General features: G+C 62.9%; 21 protein-coding genes. 14 read left to right on the plus strand and 7 right to left on the minus strand.

The genetic code is table 11. The annotated features are described in order from the left end of the window. Positions 1 to 62 precede the first annotated feature (62 nt). The 6 genes from AC6GQJ_RS14770 (at position 63) to AC6GQJ_RS14795 (ending at position 4,730) form a co-directional block, all read left to right on the plus strand. The gene (locus AC6GQJ_RS14770) at positions 63 to 1,772 is read left to right on the plus strand and encodes an acyl-CoA dehydrogenase (protein WP_500769580.1); all 1,710 of its coding nucleotides are present in this window, start codon (positions 63 to 65) and stop codon (positions 1,770 to 1,772) included. Between the two features lie 3 nt (positions 1,773 to 1,775). Next, complete coding sequence (locus tag AC6GQJ_RS14775; RefSeq protein WP_500769582.1) at positions 1,776 to 2,822, plus strand: MBL fold metallo-hydrolase; 1,047 nt, start codon at positions 1,776 to 1,778, stop codon at positions 2,820 to 2,822. A gap of 10 nt (positions 2,823 to 2,832) precedes the next feature. After that, on the plus strand, positions 2,833 to 3,291 hold the full coding sequence (locus tag AC6GQJ_RS14780) for a DUF6173 family protein (protein ID WP_500769584.1): 459 nt from the start codon (positions 2,833 to 2,835) through the stop codon (positions 3,289 to 3,291). A gap of 91 nt (positions 3,292 to 3,382) precedes the next feature. Further along, positions 3,383 to 3,517 (plus strand): aa3-type cytochrome c oxidase subunit IV, encoded by a 135-nt coding sequence (locus AC6GQJ_RS14785; protein ID WP_500769586.1) that lies wholly within the window; start codon positions 3,383 to 3,385, stop codon positions 3,515 to 3,517. Between the two features lie 29 nt (positions 3,518 to 3,546). After that, positions 3,547 to 4,152 carry a hypothetical protein gene (locus tag AC6GQJ_RS14790; protein WP_500769588.1) on the plus strand — a complete coding sequence of 202 codons (606 nt, stop codon included), beginning with the start codon at positions 3,547 to 3,549 and terminating at the stop codon, positions 4,150 to 4,152. A 38-nt stretch (positions 4,153 to 4,190) separates the two neighbouring features. Beyond that, positions 4,191 to 4,730, plus strand: coding sequence for a GNAT family N-acetyltransferase (locus tag AC6GQJ_RS14795; RefSeq protein ID WP_500769590.1), 540 nt, complete (start codon positions 4,191 to 4,193; stop codon positions 4,728 to 4,730). 61 nt (positions 4,731 to 4,791) lie between these two features. Here AC6GQJ_RS14795 and AC6GQJ_RS14800 read toward each other — a convergent pair whose 3' ends face one another. From AC6GQJ_RS14800 to AC6GQJ_RS14810, 3 genes are all read right to left on the minus strand, one after another. Continuing rightward, positions 4,792 to 5,115 carry a DUF3775 domain-containing protein gene (locus AC6GQJ_RS14800; protein ID WP_500769592.1) on the minus strand — a complete coding sequence of 108 codons (324 nt, stop codon included), beginning with the start codon at positions 5,113 to 5,115 and terminating at the stop codon, positions 4,792 to 4,794. 101 nt (positions 5,116 to 5,216) lie between these two features. After that, the gene (locus tag AC6GQJ_RS14805; RefSeq protein ID WP_500769593.1) at positions 5,217 to 5,540 is read right to left on the minus strand and encodes an AzlD domain-containing protein; all 324 of its coding nucleotides are present in this window, start codon (positions 5,538 to 5,540) and stop codon (positions 5,217 to 5,219) included. Further along, positions 5,537 to 6,274, minus strand: a complete 738-nt coding sequence (locus AC6GQJ_RS14810) for an AzlC family ABC transporter permease (protein ID WP_500769595.1) — start codon at positions 6,272 to 6,274, stop codon at positions 5,537 to 5,539. The genes AC6GQJ_RS14805 and AC6GQJ_RS14810 overlap by 4 nt, the downstream gene beginning before the upstream one ends. Before the next feature lie 49 nt (positions 6,275 to 6,323). On the opposite strand from AC6GQJ_RS14810, the gene AC6GQJ_RS14815 reads away from it, so the two are divergent. The 4 genes from AC6GQJ_RS14815 to AC6GQJ_RS14830 are packed head-to-tail and all read left to right on the plus strand — an operon-like array spanning position 6,324 to position 10,450. Next, entirely contained in the window at positions 6,324 to 7,214 is an 891-nt protein-coding gene (locus tag AC6GQJ_RS14815; protein ID WP_500769598.1) for a formate dehydrogenase accessory sulfurtransferase FdhD, read from the plus strand. 46 nt (positions 7,215 to 7,260) lie between these two features. After that, positions 7,261 to 7,863: a molybdenum cofactor guanylyltransferase MobA gene (mobA, locus tag AC6GQJ_RS14820; RefSeq protein ID WP_500769600.1), complete on the plus strand. Its 603-nt coding sequence runs from the start codon at positions 7,261 to 7,263 to the stop codon at positions 7,861 to 7,863. Then, the gene (mobB, locus tag AC6GQJ_RS14825) at positions 7,860 to 8,351 is read left to right on the plus strand and encodes a molybdopterin-guanine dinucleotide biosynthesis protein B (protein ID WP_500769602.1); all 492 of its coding nucleotides are present in this window, start codon (positions 7,860 to 7,862) and stop codon (positions 8,349 to 8,351) included. The genes mobA and mobB overlap by 4 nt, the downstream gene beginning before the upstream one ends. After that, positions 8,348 to 10,450 carry a molybdopterin-binding protein gene (locus tag AC6GQJ_RS14830; RefSeq protein ID WP_500769604.1) on the plus strand — a complete coding sequence of 701 codons (2,103 nt, stop codon included), beginning with the start codon at positions 8,348 to 8,350 and terminating at the stop codon, positions 10,448 to 10,450. Before mobB ends, AC6GQJ_RS14830 begins: the two co-directional genes overlap by 4 nt. Here AC6GQJ_RS14830 and AC6GQJ_RS14835 read toward each other — a convergent pair. From AC6GQJ_RS14835 to AC6GQJ_RS14845, 3 genes are all read right to left on the minus strand, one after another. Next, a complete protein-coding gene (locus AC6GQJ_RS14835; RefSeq protein ID WP_500769606.1) occupies positions 10,447 to 11,466 on the minus strand; it encodes a hypothetical protein in 1,020 nt (339 codons plus the stop codon). The genes AC6GQJ_RS14830 and AC6GQJ_RS14835 overlap by 4 nt on opposite strands. 5 nt (positions 11,467 to 11,471) lie before the next feature. Then, on the minus strand, positions 11,472 to 11,942 hold the full coding sequence (gene greA / locus AC6GQJ_RS14840) for a transcription elongation factor GreA (protein ID WP_500769608.1): 471 nt from the start codon (positions 11,940 to 11,942) through the stop codon (positions 11,472 to 11,474). 213 nt (positions 11,943 to 12,155) lie between these two features. Next, complete coding sequence (locus AC6GQJ_RS14845; RefSeq protein WP_500769610.1) at positions 12,156 to 12,542, minus strand: VOC family protein; 387 nt, start codon at positions 12,540 to 12,542, stop codon at positions 12,156 to 12,158. Between the two features lie 72 nt (positions 12,543 to 12,614). Between AC6GQJ_RS14845 and soxR the strand changes: the two genes are divergently transcribed. The 4 genes from soxR to AC6GQJ_RS14865 all read left to right on the plus strand — a co-directional run bounded on the left by soxR (position 12,615) and on the right by AC6GQJ_RS14865 (position 17,693). Continuing rightward, complete coding sequence (soxR, locus tag AC6GQJ_RS14850; RefSeq protein ID WP_500769611.1) at positions 12,615 to 13,067, plus strand: redox-sensitive transcriptional activator SoxR; 453 nt, start codon at positions 12,615 to 12,617, stop codon at positions 13,065 to 13,067. A 180-nt stretch (positions 13,068 to 13,247) separates the two neighbouring features. Next, positions 13,248 to 14,897 (plus strand): electron transfer flavoprotein-ubiquinone oxidoreductase, encoded by a 1,650-nt coding sequence (locus AC6GQJ_RS14855; protein WP_500769613.1) that lies wholly within the window; start codon positions 13,248 to 13,250, stop codon positions 14,895 to 14,897. Between the two features lie 173 nt (positions 14,898 to 15,070). Beyond that, on the plus strand, positions 15,071 to 16,780 hold the full coding sequence (locus tag AC6GQJ_RS14860; protein WP_500773941.1) for a tetratricopeptide repeat protein: 1,710 nt from the start codon (positions 15,071 to 15,073) through the stop codon (positions 16,778 to 16,780). Then, positions 16,767 to 17,693: a 4-(cytidine 5'-diphospho)-2-C-methyl-D-erythritol kinase gene (locus tag AC6GQJ_RS14865; RefSeq protein ID WP_500769615.1), complete on the plus strand. Its 927-nt coding sequence runs from the start codon at positions 16,767 to 16,769 to the stop codon at positions 17,691 to 17,693. The genes AC6GQJ_RS14860 and AC6GQJ_RS14865 overlap by 14 nt, the downstream gene beginning before the upstream one ends. Here AC6GQJ_RS14865 and AC6GQJ_RS14870 read toward each other — a convergent pair. Continuing rightward, entirely contained in the window at positions 17,669 to 18,667 is a 999-nt protein-coding gene (locus AC6GQJ_RS14870) for a polyprenyl synthetase family protein (protein ID WP_500769617.1), read from the minus strand. The two genes, AC6GQJ_RS14865 and AC6GQJ_RS14870, sit on opposite strands and share 25 nt — an antisense overlap. Between the last annotated feature and the right edge of the window lie 8 nt (positions 18,668 to 18,675).

Consider the following 18,675-nt stretch of genomic DNA (forward strand, 5'->3'; position numbering starts at 1 on the left):
CTGCGCGGTTTACGCGCGCGCTGAACTGTTGCCAAGTCACTCTGAGCCGGAGCCTGTTGCCCATGCCTTATCGCGCACCCGTAGACGACTATTCCTTTCTGTTCGACCATGTTGTCGGACTGGATCAGGTCACGGCGACAGACCGCTTTGCCGAGGCGTCCTCGGATGTGACATCGGCCATCCTGACCGAAGCGGGCAAGCTGTGCGAGGATATCATGGCCCCGCTGCAACGTCCCGGTGATCTGCATCCCGCGCGGCTGGAAAACGGGGTTGTCCGCACATCGCCCGGCTATGCCGAGGGCTACAAGGCGATTGCTGAAGGCGGCTGGGTCGGCATGTCCGCCGATCCCGAATATGGCGGCATGGGCCTGCCAATGACCGTGACCTCGGCGGTGAACGAGATGATGAGCGCGGCCTGCCTGTCGCTGCAACTGGCCCCGTTGATGAGCCAAGGCCAGATCGAGGCGCTGGAACACCACGCCAGTGATGAGATCAAGGAACTCTACCTGCCGAAGCTGATTTCGGGCGAATGGGCGGGCACGATGAACCTGACCGAACCGCAGGCCGGATCGGATGTGGGCGCGCTGACCTCCAAGGCCGAGGACAACGGCGACGGCACCTACGCGATCACGGGTCAGAAAATCTATATCTCGTGGGGCGACAACGACTTTACCGAAAACGTCTGCCATCTGGTACTGGCCCGCTTGCCCGGTGCACCTGCGGGCACCAAGGGGATCAGCCTGTTTCTGGTGCCGCGCAACCTGCCGGATGAAGACGGCAATGCAGGCGTGGCCAACAGCCTCAAGGTCGTCAGCCTTGAACACAAGATGGGCCTGCACGGATCGCCCACCTGCGTGATGCAATATGACGGCGCAAAGGGGTGGATGATCGGGCCCGAAGGTGGCGGCATGGCGGCGATGTTCACCATGATGAATAACGCGCGTCTGGGCGTCGGCGGGCAGGGTGTGGGCGCGGCCGAAGGTGCCTATCAGCACGCGCTGGCCTATGCGCTGGAACGCAAACAGGGCAAGACCGCTGGCCCCACCGGCACCATCGTCGATCATGCCGATGTGCGCCGCATGCTGACCGGCATGAAGGCAGATATTTTTGCCGCCCGCGCCATCGGCCTGTCCTGTGCCGTGGCCATCGACATGACCACCGCGACGGGCGACGCGGACTGGAAAGCGCGCGCCGCCTTCCTGACCCCGATTGCCAAGGCGTTCGGCACCGATGTGGGCATTGACGTGGCCAGCCAAGGGGTGCAGGTGCACGGCGGCATGGGCTTTGTCGAGGAAACGGGCGCGGCACAATACAGCCGCGATGTGCGCGTCACCGCGATCTACGAAGGTACCAACGGCATTCAGGCCATGGACCTTGTCGCACGCAAGATGATGGACGGGGGCGAGGCCGCAGGCCGTCTGCTGGACGAGATTGAGGAATGCGCAGAATCCGCCCGCGCCGATTTCCCGAACATGGCCGAAGCCGTTTGGCAGGCCAGCGAATCCTTGCGTGAAGCGACCGACTGGCTGGTCGGGCAAAGCGATCTGCAACAGCGTTTCGCGGGGGCAGTGCCTTACCTGCGCGCCTTTGCCCGCGTGTTGGGCGGCTATATGCACCTGAAGGCGGCCATGTCGGACAAGGGCGGTGCGCGCACGAAACTGGCGCGTTTCTATATCCAGCGCCTGTTGCCCGAACATGTCAGCCTGCTGGCACAGGCGCAGGCGGGTGCGGACGATCTCTTTGCCCTGTCCGTTGACGAACTGGCAGCCTGACCCGTGGCGGATGGCAGCCCCGCCGGTCTGAGATATCCGTTCGACACCCCGCCTGAACAGGGCGCGGCCATAGAGGTGGCGACAGGTGTGCTGTGGATGCGCTTGCCGCTGCCGATGAAGCTGGACCATGTGAACGTCTACGCGCTGGATGACGGCGACGGCTGGACGGTTATCGACACCGGCTTTGCCTCCAACAAGACACGCGGCATCTGGCGTTCGTTGATGGACGGCCCGTTGGCGGGCAAGCCTGTCACCCGCGTGGTGGTGACGCACCATCATCCCGATCATGTGGGACTGGCGGGCTGGTTCCAGAGTGAGTTCGGCGCGGAGCTGGTTACAACGCGCACCGCGTGGCTGTTTGCGCGGATGCTGACGCTGGATGTGCAGGAAACCCCCGTGGCCGAAACGCTGGCCTTCTGGCGTAGTGCGGGCATGGATGCCGAGATTTTTGCGCAGCGCGCCGCCGAACGCCCCTTCAACTTTGCCGACATCGTCGCGCCAATGCCCTTGGGCTTTACCCGCATCCAGCAGGGTCAAACGATCACCATGGGCGGGCGCACATGGGACATCCACATGGGCAACGGGCACGCGCCGGAACACGCCACCTTCTGGAGCCGCGATGACCATCTGGTGATCTCGGGTGACCAGATCCTTTCGTCGATCAGCCCGAATGTCGGGGTCTATGCCACCGAGCCGATGGCCGACCCGATTGGCGAATGGCTTGAGGCGTGCGAGCGGCTGCGCCCGCTGGCGAGGGAGGACCAGTTGGTGCTGGGTGGGCACAAGCTGCCCTTTACCGGATTGCCGACGCGGATGCGTCAGTTGATCGACAACCACCATGGCGCGCTTGCGCGTCTGCTGGATCATATCGACACGCCCAAATCGGCGGCGGAGTGTTTTGCACCGCTGTTCAAACGCCGGATCGGGGCGGGGGAATACGGGCTGGCACTGGTTGAATCCGTCGCGCATCTGTCGCACCTTTACCAGACGGGTGCCGCCACACGGCAGCGGCGCGAGGATGGCGCGTGGGTGTACCAGCGCGCAGGCTAAAGGGTGACACATGGATGACCAGATCAAGACAACAGCCGAAGCTGTCGAAGCCGAGGCGTTGCCGCGTTGTCACGAGGTCCACACCGACCCCGATACGCCCAATGTCGCCTCCAAACCGGTGCCTGCATCGGTGAAAAAGACCCCGACCGCCCAGAAAAGCCCCGCACAATGGGCTTATGAGCGGCTGGTGATCTACCTCAAGAACTTCGAAGAGAACCTCGACAATGAACACGAGGTCGCCATGGGTTTTGCCGGTGGCGATGCGGGCGTGTTGCGGATCGAGGGCATGGGTTATTTCGATCCTGACATCGTGACCTTCTATGGCAGCGATCCTACGGGGGCCAAAACGCAACTGGTGCAACACGTGACGCAGATGAATGTGCTGCTGCGCGCCTTGCCCAAAGAGGTCAAACAGGCCGCACCGCGGCGCATCGGCTTTCGTCTTGCGCAGGATCTGGACGAGGCATAACCCTTTGGTGCAGGCGCGCGCCAAAGACGCAGTGACACGGGCCGCGTGATAGGCTACATCGCGGCCAACCAATTTCGAAAAGGGACCCCACATGGCAGACCACAAGCACGGTGAAATGGACTACCAAGCGCAAGAAAAGACGTTTGACGGTTTCATGAAGTTTACAACTTGGTCGGTGATCGTGATTCTGGCGATCATCGTCGGTATGGCGATTTTCATCACCTGATAGACGGTACGGGGCAGGGAGTGCTTGTTATGCGTGTTTTGGCGGCGGTCGCGCTGTGCCTCGGGCTTGCGGCATGTGCCGAAGCACCGGATATCCCCTATGCCTCGGACGAGCGTGTGGCCGCAGTGGCCTATCGCGCCCCCGGTCCGGCGTCGTTGACCGTGTTCACCATGGTCAGCAACCGCACCGGCAAAGGCGCGCATTCCGCGCTGATGATCAATGGCAGCCAGCGGGTTATCTTTGACCCCGCCGGTTCGTTCGAGAACGAGCGCGTGCCCGAGCAGGAAGACGTCCTTTATGGCGTCACCCCTGCTGTGCTGGCCGGATACAAAAGCGCCCATGCCCGCAGCACCTATCACGTGGTCAGCCAGACCTTTAACGTGACACCCGAACAGGCCGCCGTGGCGCTGCGTCTTGCGCAGACAAACGGGGCCGTGGCAGGGGCGTTCTGCGCCGATGCGACCACTGGACTGCTGCAACAGGTTCCGGGGTTTTCGGATATCAAGCGCACCTATTTCCCGACCCAGTTGATGGAACAGCTTTCCACCCGCGCAGGCGTCATCGAAGAGAAATATTATGAAGATGACGAGGGCAGCATTGTTGATGGCGTCCAAGGCATCGTACTGCCCGATTAAGGCAAAGCGCCCGCGTGGCAGCCGACAGAGAAATGCCAATGGACTTCCGATTGGGCCATAAAGGCCGCGAAGATGACATTCGCACCCTGTTCACGCAGTCCTTCGGCGATGCCGCAGGGGCCGAAGAAGGCGCGGCGATCAGCGCCTTTGTCACTGACATGATGCAATCGACCCCGCCCGATGATCTGGTGGTGTGGTCTGCCTATGACGGCGACGTACTGCTGGGCGGCGCGATGTTTTCGCGCATGCGCTATCCGCAGGATGCGCGCACAGTCTTCATTATGTCGCCGGTGGCCGTTCGCACGGAAAGCCAGAAAAGCGGTGTGGGCCAGCGCCTGATCAGACATGGGCTGGACGATCTGTGTGCGCGGGGCGTGGATGTGGCGCTGACCTATGGCGATCCGCAATATTACGGCAAAACCGGTTTTGCGCAGATTAGCGAGCAGGAAGCGCGCCCGCCGCTCACGCTTAGCCAGCCTGAGGGGTGGTTGATGCAGGCGCTGACAGAAGCAGGGGCGGAGCCGCTGAAGGGGCCGTCGCATTGCGTGCCCGCGCTGGAAAAACCCGAACTCTGGTAGCAGCGCAACGTCGTGCGGACGCTGTTTTGCGTGCCGCAAAAGACGCCCCGCCCGCCGTCCCTTACCGCCCGTCGAAATGGTCCTCGGCATCTGCAACGTCGATGCCGAGCGCTTCGAGACCTGCCTCAAGATGGTCGGGCAGTTCGGGAATGCCGGTCAGGTAATCTGCGGTCGGTGCGGTGGCTTCGGCCCGCGCTGTGGCCAATGCCTCGTCCCAATCGCTGGCATCAAAACTGTCGCGTCCAACCCACATGATCGCGACAAGGTTTGCCGCCTCGTCTTCGTTCAGGCTTTGGACATAGTCGTGGAACTGATGGCTTTCCGGTCCGTATTCGCGGGCTAGGAAAATGACGCGCACGACCTTGTTCGAACTGATCTCTGGCATGATGGCCCCCTTTTTCGCTGATGCGTCGGTGGTAGGGACAGTCAAACGTGGCGCGCGGTGTTTGGCAAGGCTGCCATCGCCGTATGGGCGGTTTGGCCGCGTCAGCCCAGCCCGTAGACCATGGCGAACAGCACCAGAACCCCCGCAGCGATGGCGGCAAAGACATTGCGCGTCCACATGCCGACGCCAAGGGCTGCAATCGCCGCCAGCAGGCGCGACGGTTCGGTTGTGCCGCCTTCGCCGGAATAAACGACCAGCGGCGCCACCAGCGCGGGCAGGATCGCCACCGCCGTATAGCGCAGGTGCCGCACCAGCCATGCGGGCAAGGGGCGGTCGCCTACAAAGCCCAGAAAGGCAAAGCGTAACAGAAAGCTGCCGACGCCAAGGCCAAAGATCACGATCCACAATGTCTGTTTGTCGATCATGGCGCGTCCTCGGGGTCGGGCGGCAGCATCGGTTCGGTCTTCAACCACAGTTCGGCCTGTGCGCCCGCGATCATGCCAGCGGTGCCCGCGACGATCAGGCCAAGGGAATAGGGGATCGCGACGGCAAACAGGCTGACCACAATCGCAACAGCGGCGGCGATCAGGTGCGGCACGGTGCGCATCATCGGTGCGACCATCGACAGAAAGGCGATGGGCAGCGCAAAATCCAGCGGCAGATCGGCGGGCAGCGTGGTGCCGATGGCCGCGCCCAGATAGCTGCACCCGAACCACACCAGCAGCACCAGAAAACAGGTGCCGAAGTAATAGGCCATGCGCTGCGGTACCGTCATTGCGGGGTCCGCGTCGAACTTCGCATGGCTCAGCGCATAGCTTTGATCGACCAGCAGATAGGCGGCAAAGGCGCGCTGCCAGATCGGCGCACGTCCCAGAAACGGGGTCAGCGCCGCCGAATACATCGCCACCCGCAGGTTCACCGCAAGGGCGGACAGCAAAACGATCACTGTCGGGGCCTGATCCTGCATCAGTTGCAGCGCGGTAAACTGGGCCGCGCCCGCGATCACCACGATGGAAAAGCTCATGACTTCAAAGACATTCAGCCCCGCCTCGGTCGCCAACACGCCGAACAAAAGCGCAAAAGGCCCTGCGACTGCCATGAAAGGCGCGCCGTCGCGTACGCCCGCCCAAAAGGCGGATTTGGTGGTGGTGAAGGGCATGTAGGGGCCTTAGACTGGTCCTGTAACGCTTAGCGGTCCGGCAGGGGGGATGCAATTGGCACAACGCGACGACATCGACGGATACCTGATTGCCCCTGATCCGTCAGCGGCGCGGCTGACCCGCCGTGTGACGGGCTATGACCAGACGGGCGCGGCCACGGATATCTCCGTGATCGAGGAACGCCCCCTGACCATCTTTCTGAACGGGCAAGAGATCGTGACGGCGATGACCATCGGGGATTATCCCGACTACCTTGCGCTTGGGTTTCTGCGCAATCAGGGGATGCTGGCCGCGGACGAGGTTGTGACCCGCGTCGATTATGACGAGGAACTGGAAACTGTCGTAGTGCGCACAGAGACCCCGACCAATCACGAGGAAAAGCTGCGCAAGAAGACCCGTACCAGCGGCTGCGCGGTGGGTACCGTGTTCGGTGACATGATGGAGGGGCTGGAGGGCGTGACTCTGCCTGCCACACCGCTGCGGACCTCATGGCTGTATGCGCTGTCGGCGCGAATCAACCGCACCCCGTCATTGTATCTTGAGGCGGGGGCGATCCACGGCACGGTGTTGTGTCAGCAGGATCAGCCGCTGGTCTATATGGAGGACGTGGGCCGCCACAATGCGGTGGACAAGATCGCGGGCTGGATGATGGCGACAGGCACCACCGCCGAGGACAAGATCCTGTACACCACTGGGCGTCTGACCTCTGAAATGGTGATCAAGACCGCGATGATGGGTATCCCTGCGCTGGCCTCGCGTTCGGGCTTTACTGCTTGGGGGGTCGAGATTGCCCAGCAGGTAGGCCTGACGTTGATCGGCCGGATGCGGGGGCAGCGTTTTGTCTGCCTAAGTGGGGAAAACCGACTGATCCGCGATGCCGATCCCGATGCCGTGCCCGAGGACAGTGCAAAGTACCGGCGCAAGGGGGCGTCGGTATGAGCCTTTTGACTGCTACGGGCGCGTCCGTCCTTTGGGGCGTGGCGCCATGATTGCGCCGCTCGGGGTCATATTGGCCGGGGGGCAGGCCACGCGCATGGGCGGTGGTGACAAGGGCATGTTGCGCATCGGGTCGCGGCGTCTGATCGACCATGTGATCGACCGTCTCGACCCGCAGGTGGACGGGCTGGCGCTGAATGCCAATGGCGATCCGGCGCGCCTGTCGTCGTTGGGCCTGCCGGTGATTGCCGACAGTGTCGAAGGGTTCGCCGGCCCCCTTGCGGGGGTTCTGGCGGGGCTGGACTGGGCCGCGTCACAAGGGGCCGAGGCGATTGTGACCGCAGCCGCCGACACGCCGTTCTTTCCCTGTGATCTGGTGCCGCGCCTGCAATTGGCGAGCGAGGGGATGGCGCATCCGCTGGCACTGGCCGCGACCCCCGATCCCGAACGCGGCCTTGCCCGTCACCCGACTTTTGGCCTGTGGCCCGTGGCACTGCGCGACGATCTGCGCGCCGCGTTGCAGGACGGTGTGCGCAAGGTGGTGCAATGGACCGCACGCCATGATGCACGCTTTGCCACTTTTCCGGACGAGGCCGCTTTTTTCAACGTCAACACGCCGGATGATCTGGCGCGGGCCGAGGCAATGCAATGAGACTATACGGCATCGTAGGGTGGAAGAACGCGGGCAAGACCGGCCTGATGGAGCGGCTTGTGACCGAGATCACGGGGCGCGGCATTTCGGTGTCGACGGTAAAGCATGCCCATCACAGTTTCGACGTGGATCATGCGGGCAAGGACAGCCACCGCCACCGCGTCGCAGGGGCGACCGAGGTGCTGCTTGCCTCGCGCAACCGTTTTGCCCTGATGCACGAATTGCGTGACGCGGATGAACCCGCGCTGGCCGAACTGCTGACCAAACTGTCTCCGGTCGATCTGGTGTTGATCGAAGGGTACAAGCGCGACGCTCATCCCAAGGTCGAGGCGCATCGCGCCGTGACCGGCAACCCGCTAATCGCGCCCGATGATCCGACGGTGCGCGCCGTTGCCAGCGACATGCCGCTTGAACTGGATATCCCTGCCTTCGACCTTGACGACACCAGCGCCGTTGCGGATTTCATTCTGGCCGAGGTCGGTTTGTGAGCGCCTTTGACCGCATCATCGTCGTGGACTGGTCGGCCTCTGCCTCGCCGTCCTCTGCCACGCCCAAGGCCGATGCGATCTGGATTGCGGTCCATGCGGAAGGGGCAACCAATTGCACCTATCATCGCACCCGCGCCGATGCGGTCGCATTCCTAGAGGCGCAGTTCGACGATGCGCTTGCGACGGGCGCACGGGTGCTGGCCGGTTTCGACTTTCCCTTTGGCTATCCCGACGGGTTCGCGCAGGCGTTGACCGGCACGGATGATCCGCTGGCGGTCTGGGCGGACCTGGCGGCGCGCATCTCGGACGGTGCGGACAACGCCAACAACCGGTTCGAGGTCGCCCGCGCAATCAACCAGCGGTTCGACGGTGTTGGGCCGTTCTGGGGCTGTCCTGCCACGCTTGAGGATGCGGACCTGCCCGCCAAGGGCACTGCGCGGCACGGGCACGGCATGGCCGAACGCCGCAAAGTCGAGGAGTCCATCCGCTCCGCCCAGCCCTGTTGGAAGCTTTACACAACCGGTTCCGTGGGATCGCAAGGCCTGCTGGGTATGGCGCGGCTGCACGGGCTGCGCACGCGCTATGGCGCGTCCCTGTCGGTCAGCCCGTTTCAGGTCCCCGACACCCCGATTGTACTGGCCGAGGTGTATCCATCTCTCCTGTCTGCCGAGGTGGCGATGCGGCAGGAACCGGACGAGATCAAGGACCGCGCGCAGGTCCGCGTCTTGGCTGAGGCGCTGGCGGGACTGACGGCGGAGCAAATTGGCGCGATGTTGCGCAAGGGCGATCCGGTCGAGGGCTGGATACTTGGCGTCGGGGACGAGGATGCCTTGCGCGCTGCCCTGACTGCCACACCGCCGCCGTTGAAGAACGATTGTTTTGCGCTGCCCACTGGGGTCGACTGGACGCCGGTGGAGGTGGCGCTGGCCGATCTACGGTCGCGCCTTGGGCCGGTGGTCGGGGTGCAGACCGTGCCGGTTGCGGATACGTTGGACCGGATCGCTGCCGTTGATATCACAGCCGCCCGCGCCCATCCGCCCCTGCCGAATACCGCCGTCGATGGCTATGGCTTTGCCGGTGGGCGGGACGAGGGCGTGCATCTTATGCCATTGGTGGCAGCGTCGATGACTGCCGGGCGCACGCCCGATATCGCAGTGCCCGAAGGGCAAGCGGTGCGCATTCTGACCGGCGCGGCGCTACCTGAAGGTGTGGACACGGTGATCTTGCAAGAAGACGTCACGCGGAATGGCGACGCCATTGCCTTTCGCGGACCCGTCAAGGCGGGGGCCAACACACGCAAGGCGGGCGAGGATGTGCACGCCGGTGACACGGTTGTGCCCGAAGGGCGTCGTCTGACCCCTGCCGATCTGGCGTTGGTCAGCGCGGTCGGCGTGGGCCATGTGCAGGTGCGCGCCCCGCTGCGCGTTGGTGTGCTGTCCACGGGTGACGAACTGGTCGCGGCGGGCGGTATTGCGGGGGCCGGACAGATTTTCGATGCGAACCGCCCGATGCTGCTGGGCGTGATTGCCAAGTTGGGTCATGTGGCGGTCGATCTGGGCCATGTGCGCGATGACCGTGCCGCGTTGCGCACACGCTTTGATACGGCGGCGGACGGGGTGGATGTAATCCTGACCAGCGGTGGCGCCTCGGCAGGGGATGAAGATCACGTGTCCGCCCTGTTGAACGAGGCGGGGGCCATGGCGCTGTGGCGGATCGCCGTCAAACCGGGGCGTCCACTGGCGCTTGGCATGTGGGATGGTACGCCTGTTTTCGGCCTTCCGGGCAATCCGGTGGCGGCGATGGTCTGTGCGCTGGTCTTTGCTGCGCCCGCGCTGGCGCAAATGGCTGGTGCGGCTTGGACCACGCCCAAGGGGTTCACCGTGCCCGCAGGTTTCGAAAAAAAGAAAAAAGCCGGAAGGCGGGAATATCTGCGCGCACGCATGGCCGATGGGGTGGTCGAGGTCTTTGCCTCCGAAGGGTCGGGGCGGATCAGCGGGTTGTCATGGGCCGAAGGGCTGGTGGAACTGCCCGAACCGGCGGCGCATATCCGCGCCGGTGATCCGGTCCGGTTCATTCCATGGGGCGGTTTCGGCCTTTAGTCGAACGTGCCTGCAACGCGGCCCAGCAGCATGAAAGCATGGGCGGTGCGCGTGTTGCCAAGGGCCGACAACTCTCCGTCACTGGCAGTTTCCGCAAATGTCGAGATCGCCTTGTCAAAGCGCCGCAGGAAGTGGTGCGCGGCATCGCGGAAGATCGGATCCTGTTTCATCCGCCCTGCGGTCAGCGCCAGCGAGGACCGGTCCCGCACGCCGCCCAAAGCGGCCACGGACCGCCCGCGCGCACCGGCAGCGAACTGCCGCCACACTTCGGGGCGGGCACGGTCGGGGCGCAGATCATCCATATAGATCCCGTCCTGACTGAGCAGGGTCAGAATGTCCTGCGCGGCCTGCACAAGCTGGCTAGTATTGCGGTCGCGCATGGCCTTGCGCAGTGCTGCAAAGCCTTCCTCGTCCTCGGCGGTTTCGGGGAAGTTGAGAGCGCGGATGAAATCTTCGGCGGCGAGGGGCGGTGTCATGTCTTCGGAACTGGTGCCAAGGGCCAGCTTGGGTTGGTCGCCCGTATCGGCGGGGGCAGCAGGGGCGGCACTGCGCGGCGCGCCTTCGCCGTCGCGGCGGGTGTGGAACGTGGCCAGCGCGGTTTCGGTGTTGCGCGTTGCGGCGGCAATTTCGTCCAGCTTGCGCGCGACCGAGGGTTCCTTGCTGATGTCGCGGCCCTGTTGCTGCGCGATATAGGCTTGGCGGATCGCGTCGATGGCGGCTTGCAGGCGCTGGCTTTCCTCGCGCATCACGCGGCTTGAGCGCGCCGCGGTCGCGGCCACCCAGATCATCGCGACCGGCATGAAAACGGCCAGCATGGTGATCAGGAACCGCAGCCCGTCACCGCCAGAGGCGTCGCCACTAGTATCGGACAGCAGGAAAAAACCCGCCGCCCCGAGCAGCCAGAGCGCGGACAGCGCAAGTGCAACGATTTCGATTCCCGTCACACCCGGTTGACGGGGTTTGTCATAGATGCCGAGCGGGGTCGGGCGGGACTGTGGGTTCTGTTTGTCGGCCATGGCCTTCAGCTATAGCTGATTTTCAGGACTTCATAGGACTTTTCACCGCCGGGCGTGCGGACTTCGACGCTGTCGCCCTCTTCCTTGCCGATCAGGGCACGGGCAATCGGCGATTTTATGTTCAAAAGGCCCTTTTCGATGTTGGCTTCGTACTCGCCAACGATTTGGTAGGTCTTTTCGGCATCGGTATCCTCATCGACCAAAGTGACCGTCGCACCGAACTTGATCGCGCCGGACATCTTGGCCGTGTCGATCACATCGGCCAGAGAGATCACCCCTTCGAGTTCCTTGACCCGTCCTTCAATGAAGGACTGCTTTTCCTTCGCCGAATGGTATTCCGCGTTCTCGCTGAGGTCCCCGTGTTCGCGCGCCTCGGCGATGGCCTTGATGATGGCGGGCCGTTCGACGGTTTTCAGGTGCTTCAACTCGGTTTCCAAAGCAAGGAAGCCCGCGCGGGTCATTGGTATTTTTTCCATCGGGTCGGTGTCCAGATAAGGTGCGGCGGCCCCATAGGGGACCGCCGTTGCATTCGATGGGGAATACCTGACCCAATGGGGTGGTGGAATGCAAGTGGATTTACTTTGGCAAACAGTGTGGGTGCTGCGCCATGTCGACCACTTGGTGGGGGCTCTGCCCCCGGGTCTGCGACCCTCCCCTGGGATTTTCTGGAACAGAGAAGGGGGGGCGGGTCAGTCGTATTGGACAACTTCGTATTCGATGCCATCGCTGTCGTGGAAGTAGAAGCGTTTGCCGGGTTCGTAGTCGGCGTGGTTGCCGGTGGTGAAGCCGTGTGCCTTGATTGCCGCTTCGGTCGCGTCGAGGTCGTCGACCGCCACGGCGAGGTGATTGAGGCCACCGACGGTGGTGTAGCTGTCCTTGCCCTTTGCTGTCGGCGCGCCGGGCGTGAAGAGGGCGAGGTAATGGGTATCGGTGCCCACATGGATGGTGTGGCCGGTGGTCATCGCCTTCCCTTGCCAGCGGATGTGCCAGCCGAAAAGTTTGCACATCCAATCGGCGGTTTCCTTCGGGTCCGAGACGGTGAAGTTGGTGTGTTCGAGGCGCGCGGTGGCGGTCATGGTACTTTCCTTTTTGTCCGTGTTCCTGCACTCTGCGACCTCAAGCTAACTTTAGGTCAAGAGGTTTTTTGCATGGCATCCGAGGGGCTGAGCATTGGCGAGATTGCAGCGCGCACGGGGTTGGCGGTGTCGGCGGTGCGCTATTACGAAGAGGTGGGTCTGGTCGCGCCGTGGCGGAACGGGGCGGGGCGTCGGCGGTTCCAGCGGTCGGATTTGCGGCGGCTCAGCTTTGTTATTGCGGCCCAGCAATTCGGGTTCACCTTGCCGCAGATCAAGGCCGAGCTGGATCGCTTGCCCCGCCATCGTGCGCCGTCGCGGGCGGACTGGACGCGTATCAGTCGCAGTTTTCGCGCCGAACTTGATGCGCAGATCGCGCGGTTGGAGCGTTTGCGGGACAATCTGGACGGCTGCATCGGCTGTGGTTGTTTGAGCCTTGAGACCTGTGCGCTGTACAATCCCGAGGATCGCGTGGCGCGGCTTGGCGCGGGGCCGCGATACCTGATGGGGGATCGTGCGGGGGATTGATGCCTGTGCGCGTCAGGCCTGCCAGAACGGCAAACCGTTGCGAATGCACATGGTATCCCACGCTCGGCGGCATTTTACGCCGTGTTCCAATTGCATATGCGGTGTTGCTGGGCTAGCCAATTCCAAACAACTTTCGCAAAGGGCGATGGCCCCGTTGCGCGATCAAGGGAGTGAGCCGTTATGGCCGAAGTGACACGCGAAACCATGGAATATGACGTTGTGATCGTTGGCGCAGGTCCGGCGGGTCTGTCCGCTGCGATCCGTCTGAAACAGCTTGATGCCGATCTGGACGTTGTCGTTCTGGAAAAAGGGTCGGAAGTGGGGGCACATATCCTTTCTGGGGCGGTTCTGGATCCTTGCGGCCTTGATGCGCTGATCCCCGACTGGAAGGAAAAGGGCGCGCCGCTGAACGTGCCGGTCAAGGACGACAATTTCTACATGCTGGGTGAGGCGGGGCAGATCCGCATCCCGAACTTCCCCATGCCGCCGCTGATGAACAACCACGGCAACTATATCGTGTCGATGGGCAATGTTTGCCGCTGGATGGCAGAGCAGGCCGAGGAACTGGGTGTCGAGATTTTCCCCGGCATGGCCTGTTCCGAACTGGTCTATGGCGATAACGGCGAAGTCAAAGGCGTGGTCGCGGGCGTGTTCGGCCTTGAGGCGGACGGCACCATTGGAGAAAACACCGAACCGGGGATGGAACTGCACGGCAAATACGTCTTCCTCTCCGAAGGGGTGCGTGGCAGCCTGTCCAAAGAGGTGATCGCCAAATACGACCTGTCGGCGGGTAAAGAGCCGCAAAAATTCGGCCTTGGCATGAAAGAGATCTGGGAGATCGACCCCGCCAAGCACAAGGAAGGGTCTGTGACCCACACGATGGGCTGGCCGCTGAACGGCAATGCGGGCGGCGGGTCGTTCATCTATCACCTTGAGAACAATCAGGTCTATGTCGGTTTCGTGGTCCACCTGAACTACAAGAACCCGCACCTGTTCCCGTACATGGAATTCCAGCGTTTCAAGCATCACCCGATGGTGGCCGAGCTTCTTGAGGGCGGTAAACGTGTGGCTTATGGCGCGCGCGCAATTTCCGAGGGTGGCTACCAGTCGATGCCGAAGATGGTCGCGCCTGGTGTTGCGCTGCTGGGCTGTTCGGTGGGGATGGTCAACGTGCCGCGTATCAAGGGCAACCACAACGCGATGCTGTCGGGCAAGGCCGCGGCCGAGGCCGCCTTTGCCGCGATCAAGGCAGAGCGTTCGGGTGACGAGCTGACCGATTACGAAGCCGAAGTTCGCAACGGGGCCATCGGCACCGACCTGAAAAAAGTGCGCAACGTGAAACCGCTGTGGTCCAAATACGGGCTGACGGCGTCGCTGGTGCTGGGCGGGTTCGACATGTGGACCAACACGCTGGGCTTTTCCCTGTTCGGCACGGTCGGGCATGGAAAATCCGATGCGGACGCGACCGAGGAAGCATCCAAACACGCGCCCATCGACTATCCCAAACCCGATGGCAAACTGTCCTTTGACCGCCTGACCAACGTCGCGTTCAGCTTTACCAATCACGAGGAAAGCCAACCCGCGCACCTGCGTCTGAAGGATGACAGCGTGCCGGTTGACGTGAACCTGCCGAAATACGCGGGACCGTCGGCGCGTTATTGCCCAGCGGGCGTGTATGAATTCGTGCAGGAAGAGGGCAAGGATCCGCGCTTTGTCATCAACTTCCAGAACTGCGTGCACTGCAAAACGTGCGACATCAAAGACCCGTCGCACAACATTACATGGACCACACCGCAAGGCGGGGACGGGCCGAACTATCCCAACATGTAAGCGCGCCGCTTGCAGCATTACAAATTGGGCCGGATGTATCCTTGTATCCGGCCTTTTTCGTGGGCCAAAGCCGTGCGCGAATTCCAACCATTTCGAGAGGTCACATTGCACCTGATGCCAGACGTGGTAGCCTTGCGCGTAACACCTCTTGCAAAAGGCAGCTCTCCCACGTGATCCGTTCCTTCCTTTGCCACACCGCCCTTGCCGCTTCTATCGCCCTTGTTCCGCAGGTCGCTGCGGCGGAGTCCTTATCGGGGGCGTATCTGGCGGGCCGTCAGGCGGCGGTGCGCAATGATTTTGACGCCTCTGCGCGTTATTACACGGCGGCCTTGGCGCGGGATGCGGCCAATGTCGGGTTGATGGAGGATGTGATTGTCACGCAGCTTGCCATGGGACGGCTGGATCGTGCCCTGCCCATCGCACGCCTGTTGGAAGACCGCGATAGCCGCAGTCAGGCGGCGCATATGACGGTGATCGCCGACCTTCTGTCGCGCGAGGAGTACGAGACCTATCTGGAACGTGACGCCGAGACTTCGGGTATCGGACCGCTGGTGGACGGGCTGTTGACCGCGTGGGCGCTGGTGGGTGCGGACCGTGCCGAAGATGCAATGGCCGAGTTTGACCGTATCAGCGAGGAACGCGGTCTGCGCGGCTTTGCCCTTTATCACAAGGCGATGGCACTGGCATTTCTGGGCGAGTTCGAGGCGTCAGAGGCATTGTTCGTGGACGAAGCAGGCCCGTTGCAGCAAACGCGGCGCGGCGCGATGGCGCGGGCGGAAATCCTGTCGCAGCTTGGCCGGAACGAGGACGCGCTTGCCTCGCTTGAGGCGTCGTTCGGTTCGTCCATTGACCCCGAGCTTGCGCAGATGCAGGCAGCACTGGATACAGGCGAGACGCTGCCCTTCACCCATATTACATCTGCCCGCGATGGCGCGGCCGAGGTGTTCTATTCCGTGGCAGGCGCGCTGCGGCAGGATGCGGGGGCGGATTACACGCTGATCTACGGACGGATCGCACGCCATCTGCGCCCCGATCACATTGACGCACTGTTGATGGTTGCGGACCTGCTGGAAGAATTGGAGCAATACGATCTTGCCAGCGCGGTTTATAAGGAAGTGCCATCGGACGCGGCGGCGTTCCATGCGGCGGAATTGGGCCGTGCGGATGCGTTGCGCCGGTCGGGCAAAACCGATGCGGCGATCGAAGTGCTGGAACAACTGGCCAAGCGGTTCCCTGATCTGGCCATCGTGCATTCGACCCTTGGCGATGTGCTGCGCCAGCAGGATGACTTTGACGGGGCTGTGGCCGCCTATGACCGTGCCATCGACCTGACCCCCGAAGGGATGGGCGGCGCATGGTTCCTGTATTACGCGCGGGCGATCTCGCTGGAACGGATGCAGGAATGGCCCCGTGCCGAAGCGGATTTCCGTCAGGCGCTGGCGCTGAACCCCGGCCAGCCGCAGGTGCTGAATTACCTTGGCTATTCCATGGTGGAAAAGCAGGTCAATCTGGACGAAGCGCTTGGCATGATCGAACAGGCCGTTGCTGCGAACCCCGACTCCGGCTATATCGTCGACAGCTTTGGTTGGGTTCTCTACCGCATGGGCCGCTATGAAGAAGCCGTTGGCCATATGGAGCGTGCGGTGGAACTGATGCCCGTCGATCCGGTGGTGAACGATCACTTGGGCGACGTGTACTGGGCCGTGGGCCGCAACCGCGAGGCGCGGTTCCAGTGGATGCGCGCGCTCAGCTTTGTGGATGCCGAAGACAGCGATGGCGAGGCCGATCCCGAACGGATGCGCCGCAAACTGGAAGTGGGCCTTGATGTTGTGCTGGAAGAAGAGGGTGCTGCACCACTGAAAGCGGCGGATGACGACGGCTGAGATGCGGGTCGACGTTTTCGCGCCCGCCAAAATTAACCTTGCCCTGCACATCACCGGCCAGCGCGGTGACGGCTATCACTTGCTTGATACCTTGGTTGCCTTTGCCGACATCGGGGACACAGTCACCTTGCGCGGTCACGGGCCGCTGGGTCTTGAGGTTTCGGGCCCCGAAGGTGCGCCCGAGTTGTCAGGTAACAGCAATATCATGTGGGCCACGGCAGCGAAGTTCTGGACGCCGGACAGGCCACTGTCGATGCATCTGGAAAAATGCCTGCCCGTGGCGTCGGGCATCGGGGGCGGGTCGGCGGATGCGGCGGCGACCTATCGCGGGTTGCTGGTGCTGCGCGCCGCGCTTGAGGGGCAGGAGATGCCCCGTGATGTGACGCCGGACGACCTGCTTGCACTGATGCAGATCGGCGCGGATGTCCCGATGTGCGTGCTCAGCGATCCCGCCCGCGTGCGCGGCATTGGCGAGAAGGTAGAGCCTGTCGCAGACTTTCCCGCGCTGCCCGTTGTGCTGGTTAACCCGCGTGTGCAAGTATCAACGCCGGCCGTCTTTTCGGCGCTTGCGCGCAAGGACAATGCGGGGCTGGACGGCTTGCCGCCTGACTTCTCCGACATCGATGCCCTGTTTGACTGGCTCGCGGCGCAGCGCAACGATCTGCAAGCGCCCGCGATCGGGGATTGTCCGGTGGTCAGTGACTGCCTTGGCGCGCTGGAACAGACCGCGCAGTGCCGCCTTGCGCGCATGTCCGGATCGGGTGCGACCTGTTTCGGGCTGTTCACTAGTGAAACAGATGCCCGCGCCGCAGCGCAGGCCATTGCGCAGGATCATCCCGATTGGTGGGTGCAGGCGGGCCGCTTGAACGGCGGCACGCGCGCCGCGCCTCAGTTGATCCGTTCGACCACGTAGTCGGCCAGATCAATCAGCATGTCGCGCAGCTCATGGGCGGGCAGGGTGCCAAGGGCCGCTTTGGCTTTTTCGGCCCACGCAATGGCGTCTGCCTTGGTGTCCTCAAGCGCCGCATGTTTGTGCAGCAGGTCCAGCGCATGATCGAGGTCGCCGTCGTCCTGTTGGCCTTTTTCGATGGTGCGCGACCAGAAGGCGCGTTCCTCGGCGTCGGCCTTGGCGATGGCCTTGATCACCGGCAGGGTCAGTTTGCGTTCGCGGAAATCATCACCGACATTCTTGCCTGTGGCAGCGGACTGGCCCTGATAATCCAGCAGGTCATCCACGATCTGAAAGGCGATGCCCAACGCGTCGCCATAGTCATACAGCGCCTTCACAACCGCCGTGTCGGCGCCAGCGATCACGCCGCCCACCTCGGTCGCAGCCGAGAACAGCGCCGCCGTCTTGCCGCGTACCACTTGCAGATAAACCGACTCGTCCGTCGCCAGATCCTGTGCGGCGGTCATTTGCAGCACTTCGCCCTCGGCAATGGTGGCCGAGGCGTCGGCCAGAATGCGCAGCACGTCCATTGATCCGGTTTCGGTCATCAACTGGAAACTGCGCGAGAACAGGTAGTCGCCTACCAGAACGGACGACTTGTTGTCCCAGAGCAGGTTCGCGGTCGGACGGCCACGGCGCTGCGCGCTTTCATCCACCACATCGTCATGCAGCAGGGTCGCGGTGTGGATGAATTCCACCGTCGCGGCGAGGTGCACGTGATAGGGGCCGTCATAGTTGCACATATGGGCCGCAGCGAGGGTCAGCATGGGGCGCAACCGCTTGCCGCCCGCGTCGACCAGATGGCGTGTCACCTCGGGAATGCGCGGGGCATGGCGCGAGGCCATGCGATCCTGAATCAGCGCGTTTACCGCATCCATGTCATCCGCCAGCCACGCAGCCAAACGGTCATGCGGTTTCATGATATCAGACGCATCCATAATCCGTA

It is taken from the genome of Tateyamaria sp. 7Alg 36 (assembly GCF_059882455.1).

Excerpts from the sequence above, each read along its gene's own strand:
- AC6GQJ_RS14770 (WP_500769580.1), top strand. The coding sequence starts at position 63 with ATGCCTTATCGCGCACCCGTAGACGACTATTCCTTTCTGTTCGACCAT.
- AC6GQJ_RS14780 (WP_500769584.1), top strand. The coding sequence starts at position 2,833 with ATGGATGACCAGATCAAGACAACAGCCGAAGCTGTCGAAGCCGAGGCG.
- AC6GQJ_RS14785 (WP_500769586.1), top strand. The coding sequence starts at position 3,383 with ATGGCAGACCACAAGCACGGTGAAATGGACTACCAAGCGCAAGAAAAG.
- AC6GQJ_RS14790 (WP_500769588.1), top strand. The coding sequence starts at position 3,547 with ATGCGTGTTTTGGCGGCGGTCGCGCTGTGCCTCGGGCTTGCGGCATGT.
- AC6GQJ_RS14795 (WP_500769590.1), top strand. The coding sequence starts at position 4,191 with ATGGACTTCCGATTGGGCCATAAAGGCCGCGAAGATGACATTCGCACC.
- AC6GQJ_RS14800 (WP_500769592.1), bottom strand. The coding sequence starts at position 5,115 with ATGCCAGAGATCAGTTCGAACAAGGTCGTGCGCGTCATTTTCCTAGCC.
- AC6GQJ_RS14805 (WP_500769593.1), bottom strand. The coding sequence starts at position 5,540 with ATGATCGACAAACAGACATTGTGGATCGTGATCTTTGGCCTTGGCGTC.
- AC6GQJ_RS14810 (WP_500769595.1), bottom strand. The coding sequence starts at position 6,274 with ATGCCCTTCACCACCACCAAATCCGCCTTTTGGGCGGGCGTACGCGAC.
- AC6GQJ_RS14815 (WP_500769598.1), top strand. The coding sequence starts at position 6,324 with ATGCAATTGGCACAACGCGACGACATCGACGGATACCTGATTGCCCCT.
- mobA (WP_500769600.1), top strand. The coding sequence starts at position 7,261 with ATGATTGCGCCGCTCGGGGTCATATTGGCCGGGGGGCAGGCCACGCGC.
- mobB (WP_500769602.1), top strand. The coding sequence starts at position 7,860 with ATGAGACTATACGGCATCGTAGGGTGGAAGAACGCGGGCAAGACCGGC.
- AC6GQJ_RS14835 (WP_500769606.1), bottom strand. The coding sequence starts at position 11,466 with ATGGCCGACAAACAGAACCCACAGTCCCGCCCGACCCCGCTCGGCATC.
- greA (WP_500769608.1), bottom strand. The coding sequence starts at position 11,942 with ATGGAAAAAATACCAATGACCCGCGCGGGCTTCCTTGCTTTGGAAACC.
- AC6GQJ_RS14845 (WP_500769610.1), bottom strand. The coding sequence starts at position 12,542 with ATGACCGCCACCGCGCGCCTCGAACACACCAACTTCACCGTCTCGGAC.
- soxR (WP_500769611.1), top strand. The coding sequence starts at position 12,615 with ATGGCATCCGAGGGGCTGAGCATTGGCGAGATTGCAGCGCGCACGGGG.
- AC6GQJ_RS14855 (WP_500769613.1), top strand. The coding sequence starts at position 13,248 with ATGGCCGAAGTGACACGCGAAACCATGGAATATGACGTTGTGATCGTT.
- AC6GQJ_RS14865 (WP_500769615.1), top strand. The coding sequence starts at position 16,767 with ATGACGACGGCTGAGATGCGGGTCGACGTTTTCGCGCCCGCCAAAATT.
- AC6GQJ_RS14870 (WP_500769617.1), bottom strand. The coding sequence starts at position 18,667 with ATGGATGCGTCTGATATCATGAAACCGCATGACCGTTTGGCTGCGTGG.